The organism is Streptomyces sp. NPDC031379, assembly GCF_055569615.1.
Genome location: NZ_JBVIIT010000012.1, coordinates 1 through 13612, shown reverse-complemented (window position 1 = coordinate 13612; position 13612 = coordinate 1). Strand labels below are relative to the sequence as shown.

Annotated in this window: 11 protein-coding genes and 3 pseudogenes; 7 read left to right on the top strand and 7 right to left on the bottom strand. The window is 70.7% G+C overall.

From position 1 onward, the window contains the following. Positions 1-45: 45 nt before the first annotated feature. Positions 46-912, bottom strand: a complete 867-nt coding sequence (locus ACZ5CW_RS18770) for a class I SAM-dependent methyltransferase (protein WP_468602602.1) — start codon at positions 910-912, stop codon at positions 46-48. A gap of 159 nt (positions 913-1071) precedes the next feature. Between ACZ5CW_RS18770 and ACZ5CW_RS18765 the strand changes: the two genes are divergently transcribed. From ACZ5CW_RS18765 to ACZ5CW_RS18750, 4 genes are all read left to right on the top strand, one after another. Continuing rightward, complete coding sequence (locus tag ACZ5CW_RS18765) at positions 1072-1677, top strand: TetR/AcrR family transcriptional regulator (protein ID WP_468602600.1); 606 nt, start codon at positions 1072-1074, stop codon at positions 1675-1677. Positions 1678-1960: 283 nt separating this feature from the next. Beyond that, entirely contained in the window at positions 1961-3148 is a 1188-nt protein-coding gene (locus tag ACZ5CW_RS18760; RefSeq protein ID WP_468602598.1) for an outer membrane protein assembly factor BamB family protein, read from the top strand. Between the two features lie 244 nt (positions 3149-3392). Continuing rightward, on the top strand, positions 3393-4349 hold the full coding sequence (locus ACZ5CW_RS18755; protein ID WP_468602596.1) for an endonuclease/exonuclease/phosphatase family protein: 957 nt from the start codon (positions 3393-3395) through the stop codon (positions 4347-4349). A 116-nt stretch (positions 4350-4465) separates the two neighbouring features. Next, complete coding sequence (locus ACZ5CW_RS18750; RefSeq protein WP_468602594.1) at positions 4466-5131, top strand: response regulator; 666 nt, start codon at positions 4466-4468, stop codon at positions 5129-5131. 7 nt (positions 5132-5138) lie between these two features. Here the strand turns inward: ACZ5CW_RS18750 and ACZ5CW_RS18745 are convergent, their stop codons facing one another. The 3 genes from ACZ5CW_RS18745 to ACZ5CW_RS18735 all read right to left on the bottom strand — a co-directional run bounded on the left by ACZ5CW_RS18745 (position 5139) and on the right by ACZ5CW_RS18735 (position 8646). After that, positions 5139-6362 (bottom strand): sensor histidine kinase, encoded by a 1224-nt coding sequence (locus tag ACZ5CW_RS18745; RefSeq protein ID WP_468602592.1) that lies wholly within the window; start codon positions 6360-6362, stop codon positions 5139-5141. A 155-nt stretch (positions 6363-6517) separates the two neighbouring features. Continuing rightward, positions 6518-7888: an FtsX-like permease family protein gene (locus tag ACZ5CW_RS18740; protein WP_468602959.1), complete on the bottom strand. Its 1371-nt coding sequence runs from the start codon at positions 7886-7888 to the stop codon at positions 6518-6520. A gap of 5 nt (positions 7889-7893) precedes the next feature. Further along, a complete protein-coding gene (locus tag ACZ5CW_RS18735) occupies positions 7894-8646 on the bottom strand; it encodes an ABC transporter ATP-binding protein (RefSeq protein WP_468602590.1) in 753 nt (250 codons plus the stop codon). Positions 8647-8891: 245 nt separating this feature from the next. On the opposite strand from ACZ5CW_RS18735, the pseudogene ACZ5CW_RS18730 reads away from it, so the two are divergent. From ACZ5CW_RS18730 to ACZ5CW_RS18720, 3 genes and pseudogenes are all read left to right on the top strand, one after another. Then, a pseudogene (locus ACZ5CW_RS18730) lies at positions 8892-9395 on the top strand (hypothetical protein); the annotation flags it as partial. Continuing rightward, a complete protein-coding gene (locus ACZ5CW_RS18725; protein ID WP_468602588.1) occupies positions 9370-10488 on the top strand; it encodes a glycoside hydrolase family 15 protein in 1119 nt (372 codons plus the stop codon). The pseudogene ACZ5CW_RS18730 and the gene ACZ5CW_RS18725, both read left to right, overlap by 26 nt. Positions 10489-10711: 223 nt before the next feature. Further along, a complete protein-coding gene (locus ACZ5CW_RS18720; protein ID WP_468602586.1) occupies positions 10712-11089 on the top strand; it encodes a VOC family protein in 378 nt (125 codons plus the stop codon). 30 nt (positions 11090-11119) lie between these two features. On the opposite strand, the pseudogene ACZ5CW_RS18715 reads toward ACZ5CW_RS18720, so the two are convergent. The 3 genes and pseudogenes from ACZ5CW_RS18715 to ACZ5CW_RS18705 form a co-directional block, all read right to left on the bottom strand. Then, a pseudogene (locus ACZ5CW_RS18715) lies at positions 11120-11822 on the bottom strand (IS5 family transposase); the annotation flags it as partial. 53 nt (positions 11823-11875) lie between these two features. After that, positions 11876-12652 carry a class I SAM-dependent methyltransferase gene (locus ACZ5CW_RS18710; protein WP_468602584.1) on the bottom strand — a complete coding sequence of 259 codons (777 nt, stop codon included), beginning with the start codon at positions 12650-12652 and terminating at the stop codon, positions 11876-11878. Positions 12653-13432: 780 nt separating this feature from the next. Then, positions 13433-13612 (bottom strand): annotated as a pseudogene (locus tag ACZ5CW_RS18705) (hypothetical protein); the annotation flags it as partial.

Genomic DNA, 13612 nt, shown 5'->3' with positions numbered 1-13612 from the left:
GCGAAGGACAGTCCTCGGCCCTCCTCCGAGCCCGTCGCCGCGGTGTCAGGGCCTGTCCGACGGGTCGGCCGGGCGGTCCGCCGTGACAAGCCACGCGGTGCTGCGCAGCCGGACGGTGCCGTCGGCCGTCTCGTGGGACCGCAGATGTCCGGTCAGGGCGTGGTGGGCACGGGCCTGTGCGGACGGGTCGGTCTGTTCCAGCAGGTGGCGGCCGGGTCCTGTGCCGAGCAGGAACTCCGCTGCGCCCTCGGCCCCTTGCCCCCAGATCCCGTGCGCTTGTGTGCGGGTGACGGTGACGCCGGTGAGGCCGGCTGCGGCAAGGACGTCACGGATGCGGTCCGGTGCGGCCAGCGAGAACATGCCCGGCAGACCCGGCTGTCCGAAGTCGCCGATCGGCAGGATGCCGCGCAACGAAACCATCGCCGTCACCCAGTCGTTGAGCGCGGCATCGGCCGGGCAGACGAACGCCAGGCGACCGCCGGGCCTCAGTGCCCGGGCGACGTTGGCGAAGGCGGCCACGGGGTCGGCGAAGAACATCACCCCGTACCGGCTGATCACCGCGTCGAACGCCTGCGCCTCGAAGGGGTGGACCTGGGCGTCGCCCTGCTCGAACGAGACGTTGGTGACACCCTCCTGCCGCGCACGGGCCCGCGCCTCGGCCAGCATGGGGCCGGACAGGTCAAGGCCCAGTGCGCGTCCCTGGGACGCCTTGAGCGCGGCGAGGCGTGTGGTCTGCCCGCAGCCGCAGCCGATGTCCAGAACCCGATGAGCCGGGGTGATTCCGGCAGCGTGGAGCAACGGCTCGTCGAAGCGCTCGTTCACGGCGTTCCAGCGGTCCTGGTTGCGAGCCCAGTGACTGCCTTCGGGGCCGTCCCATGCTTGTGCCTGCTTCGTGTTGGCGACATCGATCACGGCTGCCTCCTGTGCTGGACGACCCGGAACGGACGTGTGCCCCAACGGTATGGGCATCGGCCCAAACAGTATGGGCACATGCCCAAACCCGCAATCTCCGCTACCATCAACGAAGTTGCACGCTGTGCGGGCGACGCAAGCGCAAGGGAAGAGGGGTCCATGTCACCGCGTGGAGTGGCGACGCCGGACGTGTGCGAGCAGCTGTTCTCAGCCGCCGAGCGAATCGTGGAGAGGTCCGGCCCCGGCGCACTCACCAGCCGGGCCGTCACCACCGAGGCAGGTTGCGCGAAGGGCCTGCTGCACGCGCACTTCGCGGGGATGGACGACTTCGTGGCCGAGCTGTGTCTCGACCGGTTCGCACGGACCGCCGCGAAGGCGCGGGCCCTGTCGGCATACGTGGGACAGAACACGGTGGCGGGGAATCTCGGTGCCGTCGCCCTCGCGCTGTTCGACTCTGGCGGCCCGGCCATCTCCGGGCTTGCCATGTCCCGTCCCGGCGCCGCGCTGCGCATCCGCCAGGCCCTGGAAGGCGGGGCGCCCGGCTTCGCCGCGATCCAGGAGGCCGTCACCGGCTATGTGCAGGCCGAACAGCGGCTCGGCCGGGTGGCCCACCACGTCGACCCGGCCACCGTGGCCCTGGCCGTGGTGGGCACCGCCCACCACCTGCTGATGACCAGCTGGCCGGGCGCGCCCGACCCCAGGCCCGCCATGACCCGCCTGGTGACCGTGTTGGTGGAAGGACAAGCGTCTCCAGCGGATCAATGACGGAGCCACGGCCCGATCGCCACCGAGGCGACCTCGCCCTGAAAGACGAACACCCCTCGGCGGAAGCAGCCCAGGCGAAGGATCGCGAACAGGATGTGCTCCGTGGGGCGTACCGATGGAGCCGGAACGCCGGTGTTCCGAGCGCATGTGAAGCTTCTGTGGGGGTAGTGGGGTGTGGTCATCCTGACCGGGTGACTTCCGACAGGGGGGTACCTCGTTGAAGACGACAACACGCCGTGCACGTAGCAGACTTGCCGTCGTCTGCGTCGCCGCTGTCACGCTGTTGACGTTCACCGGTTCGCCGCACGCGGCGGCTCCGGTGCCGGGGCGGACCGCCACCGCGGCCGAGCTGACGGACGCGACGCTCGGCTATCGCGCCGACAGCCGGGCGGACAGCCTCGTGGCAGGGGCCACGGCGGCCCCGCCGTACAAGAAGCTGTGGTCCCGGGACTTCGGGACTGTCGTCTCGGCGCCGGTCGCGGTCGGCGACAAGGTGTACGCCGTCGTCAACGCGGACGACGGCACCGAGGGCGGCCCCCGCATGATGCTGGTCGGGGTCCAGGCCGCCACCGGCAAGGACCTGTGGCCGGCCGTCTCCCTGGAGCAGAACGAGCCCCAGGCCGGGGTGTCGTACGGGGGCGGCCTGCTCTATACGCAGACGTCGCGCGGCACGATCGCCGCGTGGGACCCGGCCACCGGACAGCAGAAGTGGTCGGTGACTCTCGACTCGGCGTCCATGCAGTACCCGCCCGTCTGGTACGACGGCCTGCTCTACCTTCAGGACGGCCGCGGCACGGCGCTGGCGTTGCGCGCCGACTCCGGCGCCCAGGTGTGGACGGCTCCGCTCACGGAGTATTCCTGGGCCCCGACCGTCGTCGACGCCTCCGGCGTGTGGATCGGCTTCGACGGCATCGCCTGGCACCACCTCGATCTCAAGACCGGTGCCGAACTGCACCGCTTCGAGGTGCCCGACGTCTCGGGCGCCTACGGCAACCCGGTCGTGCTGGGCTCAGGCGCGGCCTGGATGCGCAGCAGCGACAGCGACGACGAGACGGTCACCGCCTACGACCAGAAGACCGGCGCGGCCGTGAGGAAGCTGCCTGCGGACGCGACCCCCGTCTTCGGCCCGGGCCGCGTGTACGTCGCCCATCACGGTCAGGTAAGAGCGCTCAGCACCAGCACGTACAAGTCCGCCTGGACCTACACCAGTTCCGTGAACGCGGCCACCGTGCGCCTGGTGGCCAATGGCTACGTGTACGTGGAGGACGCCGACGGACGCCTCGTCGTGCTCGACCAGAAGACCGGCAAGGCCGCGTGGTCGTACCGGCGTTACCCCGCGCCACCACCCATGTCGAACATCGTCGCCGAGGACGACTGGCGCGGGTTCGTCGTCCCCGGCATCGCCACGTCCAAGTCCCGGCTCTTCGTGCCCGGCGCCGAAGGCACCCTGATCGCCTTCGGGAAGGGATAGGGCGGCGCGCCTCCCGGCGGCCCAGGTGATGCCGCGCCGGGCCACCGCGTCGGCAGCCCCGGTCGTCCGCTCACGACGTGGCGAGTGCGTTCCGCCATACCGGGGCTGCTGACCTAGTGGTTGTCGTAGCGCTCCGAGGGCGCAGTGCGGGGCATGCATCCGGCGAGTGAGATGCCTTGACGCTTTGATCATCGTTTCACAGAATCGCCTGCGGCAATCCACGGAGATGTCAAGTGGGGGAAACGTGGCACGACTTCGAAGCATCCTTCTGGTGCTCGCCGCGATGGTGGGCCTCTCGGTGTGGACAGCGCCCGCCGGCTCGGCCACCGCGGCGGGCACGGCGACGTACAAGGTATGGCACTGGAACGTCGCGGGAGACGAGTCGAATTACGGCTCGACCGACAATGGCCTCGTCGCCGCGATCCTGGGTTCGGTGAACTACCGCGATCCCGACTTCATCTCCCTGAACGAGGTCTGCCCCGACCAGTACCGCGCGATCCTCAAGGGCCTGCAAGACGCGGGCTGGCCGCAGAACGCCACCAATTTCGCCAGGTTCGAGCCCATGCCCGACGTGGACGCCGACCTGTGCAAGGACGACACCGGCGCCGACCAGGACCCGTACGGCGTCGCCCTGTTCAGCCGGTTCGCGCCCAGCGGCACCGAGCGGATCACCCTGCCCTCCGACGGCGACAAGGCCCGGAAGGTGCTCTGCGCCTCCATCGCCTCCCAGCCCGGCGACCTGAAGTTCTGCACCACGCACATCACGTTCAAATCCACCGTCAAGCAGGCCCAGCTCGATGCGGTGCGTGCGCAGATGGAGCAGGTCACGGCGGCGGGCGGCACGGTGATCACCGCCGGTGACTTCAATACCCAGCCCCACGACCCCCTGCTGAACAGCTGGTACCCGCCGTCCGTCGCGACCGGCAACAACGCCGGCAACACCGGAATGTTCCACGAACTCGACGATCAGGATCCCCTCTGCCCCGGCTGGGGCGAGCAGACGACCGAGGGTGCACTGGCCGGTAAGTGCGGGCAGCCCGCCAAGGTCGACCTGGTGTTCGCCGCGCAGAACCGGCTCGTCTCCTACGACGAGGACGCCCACCCGATCGCCACGGACCGCTGCACGAACCGCAACAACGTATTCATTCCCTGCTCCAACCACCGCATCGTGGACGCCACGCTCACCGTCACCACGCCGTAGCGACGCGCTGTCCGCCCTCCCTGTAGGACTCGTGCACCTGGACGTCGCCGCGGCGAGGCTCGAGGTCCAGCCAGTGATGTGTCCGACGCCCGTCGGTCGTGTCCGATAATCTCGTCGTGATCAACAGGCACTTGCGCGTGGTTCTGGCCGAGGACTCCGTCGTGCTCCGTGACGGGATGGTCGAGCTGCTCGGCGCCCGCGGATGCGAGGTGGTGGCCTCTGTCGGGACGGCACCTGACCTCCTCGACGCGGTGGCCGAGCACCGGCCCGACGTGGCCGTGGTGGACATCCGGATGCCGCCCACACACACCGATGAGGGCATCCGTGCCGCCGTCGAGATCCGGGCGAGGGCTCCCGAGGTCGGCATTCTGGTTTTTTCGCAGCACGTCGAGACCGTTTGGGCCTCCCGGCTGTTGGCGGACGGAGCGGCGGGCATCGGATATCTGCTGAAGGAACGCGTCGCCCGCACCTCCGAGTTCGTGGACGCGCTGCACCGGGTTGCCGAGGGAGGCGCGGCGCTCGACCCGGAGGTGGTCACCCAGCTGATGCGCGGTGGACAGCGCAGCCGGGTGGACACTCTGACACCGCGCGAGCGCGAGGTGCTGGAGCTGGTGGCACAAGGCCATTCCAACCGCTCCATCGCTGCGCTGCTGGTGGTGTCGGAGCGGGCGGTGGAGAAGCACGTCGCCGCCGTCTTCACCAAGTTCGGTCTGCGGGCGACGGACGCCGACAACCGGCGGGTCAAGGCCGTCCTCACTTACCTGGCGGAGAACAGAAGTTGATGATCCGTCACAGTCGAGTCGGCATCTCGGCAGTGACCACGGTGGGTCCGCCGGGCGGGCTGACCACCTGCAGCACGCCGTCCACCGCCGCGAGCCGCTCGGCCAGACCGGCCAAGCCGGTGCCGACACCGGGCGCGGCGCCGCCGCGGCCGTCGTCGCGCACGACGAGGCGAATGCGGCCACCGGCCGCGATCGCTGTCAGTTCGGCCGAGTCGGCACCGCTGTGCTTGGCGACATTGGTGAGCAGCTCTGCGGCGCAGAAGTAGACGGCCCGTTCGACCGCCTGGTCCGGGCGTTCGCGCAGGTCCAGGCAGACGGTGACGGGCACCGGCGACGTTGCGGTGAGCCCCGGCAGCGCTTCCCGGAGGCCGCCGTCCAGCACCACCGGGTGAATGCCCCGGGTGAGCCGCCGCAGCTCGGTGATGGTGTCGTCGGTCTGGCCACGGGCACGGCCCACCAAGGCGCTCAGCCGCCCGACGTCCGGGCCGGCGGCGGGAGCGAGTGCGTCCTCGGCCAGCGAGAGGGTGATGGCCAGGGCGACCAGCCGGGCCTGGGTGCCGTCGTGCAGGTCACGCTCCAGGCGGCGGAGCTGGTCGGAGTTCTCCGCGAGCAGGGTGGCGCGGGCGGTCTCCAACTCCCGGACGCGCCGCTGGGCACCGGCCGGGCCGAGGAGCAACCGGGCGAGCCACCGGTTCGCCACGCTCAGCGTCCGAATGGCGCCGGGCACCGCGAACAGGAGCAGCAGGCCCAGCAGAACGGAGACGGCATCCAGCCAGCTGGTCGGCCGCGGGCCCGGCTGCAGCAGACGGCTCCCGAGGGGGAAGCCGATCAGCCAGCCGCAGCCGAGGGGAAGAGCCACGGCGGCGGCGAACCCGAGCACGCCGAGCGGCAACCGCAGCACCAGATAGAGCAGCGTCCGCCAGGCGACCGGGTCGGACAGTACGATGCGGCCTCGGGTGACCACACCGGCCGGGCGGGACAGCTCGGCCGGCGCCTCGACGCACTCGCCGAGCATCCGGCCGACCAACCACCGGTGCAACGTGCCGACACCGCGCGCGCCCAGCAGCGCGGCGACCACGAACGGCAGGCCGAGCACGGTCAGCGAGAGCAGCGCCCCCGCGTACAGGACGGCGAGTGCGTAGACACCGCCGAGCAGCGCGAGCGGCAGCCCGACGACGGCGAAGGCCCATTCACCACCCTGGACGGACAGATATCGCCGGCGCTCAGCCACGCCTGCCCCCGCCCACCGTGCCCACCCCGGCCGTCCCGGCGACAGAGAGCGAGCGAGCCACGTCGGCGGGCGGCGCGCTCGCCGGGGCCCCGGGGCCCGTGGGGGCGGGCGTCCGGTCGCCGACCGCAGCCACGGCAGCCGACCCACCACCCTGCTCAGCCACGGCCACCGCTCACCAGCTCGGCCGCCGGGCCGCGGACCGCCCGCAGGCCCGTGCCCAGGATGCCCGGGACGGTCAGCATCGCCGCACCCGCGACGATCCACCAGCAGGCGGCCACCGGGACGGACGGAACCGCCGACCCGGTCGCCGCCTCGCTGAACGCCGCCGACGCGGCGCCCGCGACCGTGGCGCCGAGCAGGACACCCACCGCCGTGGTCAGCACCGCTTCCGCGGCCAGCATGCGCATCAGCTGCGCATGGGTCGCGCCGACCAGCCGCAACAGTGCGAACTCGCGGCGCCGGTCGGCGGTCACGGCGACGAGGGTGTTGACGGTGGAGACTGCGGCGAAGCAGATCAGCAACGCCAACTCGGCCTGGCGGAACCAGACATCCGTGGCGGACGTGACGCTGGTCGCCGTCGCGCTCGAGGGGTGCTCGGCAATGCGTGTCATGATCGACATGGTGCCCGACAGCCCCACGAGCAGCGCGACCGGCACCACGGCGGACGACAACCGGCGCGCGTACCCCCGCAGGTTGGCATCGGCCAGCCACCCCGCACCGGGTGCCAGAGCCCGCACCGGCGTGCCCAGCGCGGCCGCCACGATGCGCGCCGCGAGGGGCCCCGCCAGAGCGAGGGCGATCAGCAGCACCAGCGAACCGAGCAACGCCGCCTGCCCAGCCTTGTCCAGTTGATCCGCCGGCCGCGTCGCGGCCAGACGCAGCAGCAGGCCGCCGCCCACCAGCGCACCGATCCCGGCGAGCAGGCGCGCTGCTCCTGTCCGCCCCTGCTCGGTCGAACTCGCATTGAGGGCGGCTGCGGGCGCGATCCGGGAGATCCGCCGCGCCGCGAGGGCCGAGGCGGTCAGACCGACGGCGAGCGCTGCGGCCAACGCCACCAGCATGGGTACCGGTGACCCCGGAACCCGCACGCCCGGCGCCGCCATCCCCCGACGTTGCAGCTCGGCGAGGAAGCGCCGGGCCGCCGCCGCGCCGACGATCCAGCCCGGCGTGGCCACCAGCAACGTGGTCGCGACGACCTGGCCACGGACCAGCCGCCGCGTCTGGCCGGGCGTCGCCGCGACGGTGCGCAACAGAGCCAGATCGGGGTGCTGTTGGCGCAGAGCGAAGCCCAACGCGTTGACCACGACGAAGAACGCGACCAGCACGGCGATCTCACCGAAGGCACCGGCGATCACCTTCAGCCCGGGCCCGCCGGTCGTCCTCCGGAGGGCCGCAGGGGTGGCGACATCGGCGGCGAACAGCGAACCGAACAGCGTCACGGTGGCTATGGCCAGGAACAGCGCGACCGCCAGGCCGACGAAGGCGGCCGGACGCCGGCGCATCTGCCCGAGGGCGATCGCGACCATCGTGCTCACCCGCCCAGCCGGCTCAGGCGTTCGCCGACCCGGGCGGCGGTGGGCCGGTCGAGTTCGTCGACCACCAGGCCGTCGGCGAGCATCAGCACCCGGTCCGCGTACCCGGCGGCAACCGGGTCGTGGGTCACCATCACGCACGTCTGGCCGTCGCGGTTCACACCGGCGCGCAGCAGGGCGAGGATCTCGTGGCCGGTGGCCCGGTCGAGGGCGCCGGTCGGCTCGTCGGCGAACAACACCTGAGGACGGGAGACCAGCGCCCGGGCGATCGCCACCCGCTGTTGTTGCCCTCCGGACAGCTGACCGGGCCGGTGCCGCTCACGCCCGGCCAGTCCCACCCGGGCGAGCGCGTCCCGCACGCGGTCCCGGTCAGGTCGCTTCCCGGCCAGCCGTCCGGGAAGCTCGACGTTCTGCGCGACCGTCATCGCCGGCATCAGATTGAACGCCTGGAACACGAATCCGACCCGGCTGCGTCGCAGTTCCGCCAGCCGTCGCTCGCGCAGCCGCGACACCTCCGTATCGCCCCACCAGACAGAGCCCCGAGTGGGTCGGTCCATTCCCGCAAGACAGTGCAGCAAGGTCGTCTTGCCGGAGCCCGACGGCCCCATCACCGCCGTGAACGTCCCGGGTGCGAGGGCCACCGACACCCCGCGCAGCGCCCGAACCGCGGCAGCGCCCCGCCCGTACTCACGGTGCAGGTCCTCCGCGCGCGCGGCGGTTCCCCTACCCGTCTCTGTCGCCATCTCAGCCATGCCCTCATCCTCGGCGGCCTCAGAACGGCGATCGATCGTGCCCACCCCCGGATCGGGGGTTCGGGAAACCGCCCCCGGTCGCAGGCACGGGTGCCACGGCCGCCGGGAGCGGCGGCCCCGTGACCTGCGAAATGGCGGTGCCGTACGGCGCCCTGATCGGACCCGACGACGCCCTGAACTGGTAGTGCGCTCCCACCTGGCACGACGACGCCGTCTTCGCCTCCCTCACCGGCGGCGCGGGTGTCTACGCCGTGACCCCGCACGACCGCTGGGTGCCCGGCGGCCACTACGAGGAAGGAACGCTGATCTGGCGCAGCCGCCGGGTCACCACCGACGGGGTGATCGAGTGCCGCGAGACCTCGGCCTTTCCCGGCCGGGCGGACCGCCTGGTCCTGCTGCGGCACGTTCATGCCGTCGACGGGGCCGCACACCTCCGGGTCGTATTCGACCCGCGCACCGATTACGGCCGCGGCCCGCGGGCCTCCCCGCACCGCGACGACAACGGCGTCTGGCACGTCAACACCGGCCGCCACCGGCTGCGCCGGCAGGGCGCCCCGTCCGCGACCGTCCGCGCCGAGGGCCTGACCACCGACCTGGTGCTCAAGCCGGGCGAGAGTCACCCCCTGGTCCTCGAGCGCTCCGACTCGCCACTACCGCCCACCCCGCCCTTGCCCAGCAGGCCTGGGCCGCCACCGAACAGGCATGGCGGCAGATCGTTCCGCCATGGAACAGACCAGTGCCCCCCGTGATGCCCGACGCGCCTACGCCCTGCTGCGCGGCCTGACCACCCACGGCGGGGGCATGGTCGCCGCCACCACCAGCCTGCCCGAACGCGCCGAAGCAGGGCGCAACTACGACTACCGGTACGTGTGGATCCGCGACCAGAGCTACGCCGGGCAGGCGGCGGCTGCCGCGAACGCTCCGGAACTCCTCGACTCAGCCGTCCGTTTCGTCAGCGAACGGCTGCTCACCGACGGCCCACGCCTGGCCCCCGCCTACACCGTGCACGGCACGCCCGTCCCCGACCAGCGGGAACTCACCCTGCCCGGCTATCCGGGCGGCTCCAGCCGGATCGGCAACCGCGTCGAGAAGCAGTTCCAGCTGGACTGCTTCGGCGAGGCGCTGCTGCTGTTCGCCGCCGCCGAGCGACAGGACCGGCTCAGCGGCGACGGCTGGAGGGCCGCAGAGACCGCGGTGAGGGCCGTCGCCGAGCGGTGGCGTCAACCCGACGCGGGCATCTGGGAGTTGGACGACCGGCAGTGGACCCACAGCCGGCTCACCTGTGTCGCCGGACTGCGTGCCCTGGCCGACGTGACACCACATCGGCCGCTCGCCGGCACCTGCACGCAGCTCGCCGAGACGCTGTTCAAGGAGACCGCGGCCTGCAGCGTGCACCCCGACGGCCACTGGCAGCGCACCCCGGACGCCCCGGCGGTCGACGCGGCCCTGCTCCCGCCCGCAGTGCGCGGAGCGCTGACCGTCAGCGACCCGCGCACCCGTGCCACCCTCGCCGCCTGCCGCGAGCAACTGGCCCAGGACCACTTCATCTACCGGTTCTGCCACGACGACAGGCCCCTGGAAGACGCTGAGGGCGCGTTCCTGCTGTGCGGATTTCTCATGGCATTGGCCGAGCACGGGCAGGGAAATGCGGTCGACGCGCACCGCTGGTTCGAACGCAACCGCGGCGCCTGCGGAGCGTCGGGACGGTACGCGGAGGAGTACGACATCGCCCAGCGTCAACTGCGCGGCAACCTCCCGCAGGCCTTCGTGCACGCCCTGCTGCTGGAGAGCGCCGCCCGCCTCGCCCAGGGGCCGAGCCATACCTCAGCCGCCGACCAGTGAGGAGCCGGCCCCCGCCCGGGACTGCCGTAATCGTCGGTGCCCACGTCGGCATCGGTCGTGCCATCGCATGCCTTCCCCGGGTGGCCTCTCGGCTGTCCCAGCACCCCAGCATCCCCAGCGCGTCCCGCCGATCCACGACTACAAGCGCAGGAACTACGTCCTGTCTCGGCGATCTCATTTATGAGTCGTCGAGCCACCGGGTAGCCGCCTAGGATCTACCCCCGTGATCGCTGATCTGCAGTGCGTGGTACTGGACTGCTCCGACCCGGGTGAACTCGCCGAGTTCTACCAGTCGCTCCTTGGCGGCACCGTCAACCAGCCGGACCGGCGATGGGCGCTCAGCAAGGACTGGGCCACGTTGCACACGGCGTCCGGCCTCGTCCTGGCCTTCCAGCGGGTAGCGGAGTACCAGCCGCCGCTGTGGCCGGACCCGAGCCGGCCACAGCAGTTCCACCTGGATTTCGGTGTCGCCGACCTGGACCGCGCTCAAGACCAGGTGTTGGCCCAGGGCGCCAGGGTGCTGGACGACGGTACGGACGGACGGAGTTGGCGGATATACAGCGACCCCGCAGGTCATCCGTTCTGCCTGGTCCGTCACTGAAGAATAGGCCGCGGGAGGCGACGTTCAGCGTCATGAGGACCCGAGCCAGATAAGGAGTGCGGCAGCGGTGACCGTACCAGGAAGACGTATCCGCGCTTGTCATAGCGCGTGGCCACGGCTCTAAATTGCTTGAGCTTGTTCACCGCTCGCTCGACGGTGTTGCGCTTCTCGTACCGCACCAGGTCGAAGCATGGGGGCCTTCCACCCCGCGAGCCCTTGCGTAGACGGGCGTGCCGGCTGTCGCTCTTCTCCGGAATCACGTGCCGGATCCCGCGGCGTCGCAGGTAGGCACGGATCACGCCGTTGCTGTAGGCGCGGTCTGCGCTGACGCTACGAGGAGTCCGGCGAGGTCTGCCGAGCCCGGCACATGGGACGCGGATCTTGTCCAGCACGGGTTCTGAACTGGGTGCAGTCGGCCCGTTGGCCCGGCGTGATAACGAGTGACAGCGGGCGGCACTTGCCGTCCGCAGCAAGGTGGATCTTGGTGGTCAGCCCGCCCCGGGACCGGCCGAGACACTCCTCTGCCGGATTGCTTCCTGGAGTACCTGCCGCAGGCGCAAGTGTGCGCGCACGGGAATCGATCTTGCCATGACTCCTCTTGAGGCGGTCGGCAGTGCCGGCAGGGCCTCGGGAACTCCAGCGGCGTGCTGGTGAGCCCGGACGGACGTGGAATCGACGTTGATGTCCAGTCGATGTCCCCGGCCGTGTCAGTGACGGCCTGGACGCCCTGAAGCCTGCTGTTGCTCTTCGGTAGCAGTGGCTCCAGCACCGCCCATTCCTCGTCAGTCAGATCCCCCCTGCTGCGTTGACCGAGGGTGGTACCTCGACGACGAAGAACAGGAAGCAGGTTTTGGTCGAAAGGTCATCGAAGCCGTCGGGGAAGGTTTCACGGGCGGCCGGGTCGGGCTGCGGTTCGCCGATGACGGAAAGACGGAAGCCGGCCGTGGTGAAGGCATCGGTCATCGCGTGCAACGGCCTGCGCCAGAATCTCATCGGGACGGACTGCCCGTTGAACGTCCAGTCGAAGGAATAGCTGGTGGTCGCGAAGTAGTCGGGCCGAGGATCCTGGATCGTGTAGGCCACGAAAGGGTGGTCCACCGACGCGATCAGCCGGCCACCGGGCCTGAGTACGCGCCGCAACTCGGCCAGCGTCGGCCCCCAGTCCTCCAGATAGTGCAGCACCAGCGACGCGACCACGTCGTCGAACGCACCGTCGTCGAACGGCAGGCGGTCGCGCAGGTCGACCACGTGCAGGGCTGCGTCGGCACCGAGCCGCCGCCTGGCCAACGCCAGCATCCCGGCGCTGGCGTCGATGCCGGTGACGACGGCGCCGCGGTCGCGTAGTGCAGCGGACAGGGGGCCCGAGCCGCAACCGGCGTCGAGGATCCGACGGCCGGCCACGTCCCCGGCGAGGGCCAGCATCGCGGGCCGCTCGTAGTACGCGTTCACGAGGTTGTTCTCGTTCTCCGCCGAGTACGCCTCGGCGAAACCGTCGTAGTCGTTCACCTGGTCCCGACCCGCGGACCGGGCGAAGCTCTCGGGCATGTCGGTTACGCGTTCCATCGTCGCAGCCTAGTAGTCACATGATCCGCCGGACGGCTGATCGCTGCTCGGACGTGCGGATCGGGCATGCGACCTCTCACGCTGTGTGTGTCCGCGTGTCGTATGAGGCAAGGCGCTGGTAGGCGTGACACACCTCGGGGACCGGGCGCGCGGCGGCAGCCGCGTCGGCGTGGTCGAACCGGAGTGTCGAACCAGCCGGGTACGTCGTAGCCGGGCACCACTTCTCCTGACCACAGCGGGTCGCGGAAGACGACGGAGGTGTTCTCGCTCTGTTCCAGGCGGCGATTGTTCATGGGTTTGGGAGGCACCCCGATCCACGGGCGGGTGATGTTCACGAGTTTTAGTTCTGGCTCACTTTCCGTGGAGCATGCACTCTGAGTGACGATCGTCGGGCGAGTGGGCCGGGGGAGGATGCCCGGAATTGATAGTCCGGCCATCCCACCACACGCCACTGACATCACACTCAGTCAGCCCTCCACGGAAAGTGGGCCAGAACCATTTTCCGTGAATATCCAGCGTGCAGGTGATCACTGAACGCCGTCGGAACCCATGGACAAACGCTGTCGCTAAGTGAACGAAGCCAGATGGCTGAGCCGTTCAATGGTTCCTCTCACGGTGCGGAAAAGCAGGTGACTGGACGGGCCGGCCGGCCCGGGGGAGGGGCCACCCGATGATGGTGGCCGGTGTCGCCTCGCACTCGGAGTGGAAACGGTGGCCTCCTGTGGGCCGCTGCTGGTGAGGCGCCGGCGCATGTCCTGGGTGCGGCCACCGTTCCCGCGTTCACGCGGCTCCGGTCAGCACCAGCATCGGGTGGGGCAGCCCGCTCTTGAGGGCCCAGGACCGGTCCACCAACTCCTCGACAGTGGCGCCGGAGCGGCGGGCGGGTGGGGGGGAGGGTGTGTGGCATGTGGGACGTCGTGCCGGGGGCCGGGAGGGGTGGTGGGCGGCGGCCCGTGTCTG

Bases quoted from the DNA above. Each gene is read 5' to 3' on its own strand.
- ACZ5CW_RS18710 (WP_468602584.1), bottom strand. From the start codon at position 12,652: ATGGAACGCGTAACCGACATGCCCGAGAGCTTCGCCCGGTCCGCGGGT.
- ACZ5CW_RS18735 (WP_468602590.1), bottom strand. From the start codon at position 8,646: ATGGCTGAGATGGCGACAGAGACGGGTAGGGGAACCGCCGCGCGCGCG.
- ACZ5CW_RS18740 (WP_468602959.1), bottom strand. From the start codon at position 7,888: ATGGTCGCGATCGCCCTCGGGCAGATGCGCCGGCGTCCGGCCGCCTTC.
- ACZ5CW_RS18725 (WP_468602588.1), top strand. From the start codon at position 9,370: ATGGAACAGACCAGTGCCCCCCGTGATGCCCGACGCGCCTACGCCCTG.
- ACZ5CW_RS18765 (WP_468602600.1), top strand. From the start codon at position 1,072: ATGTCACCGCGTGGAGTGGCGACGCCGGACGTGTGCGAGCAGCTGTTC.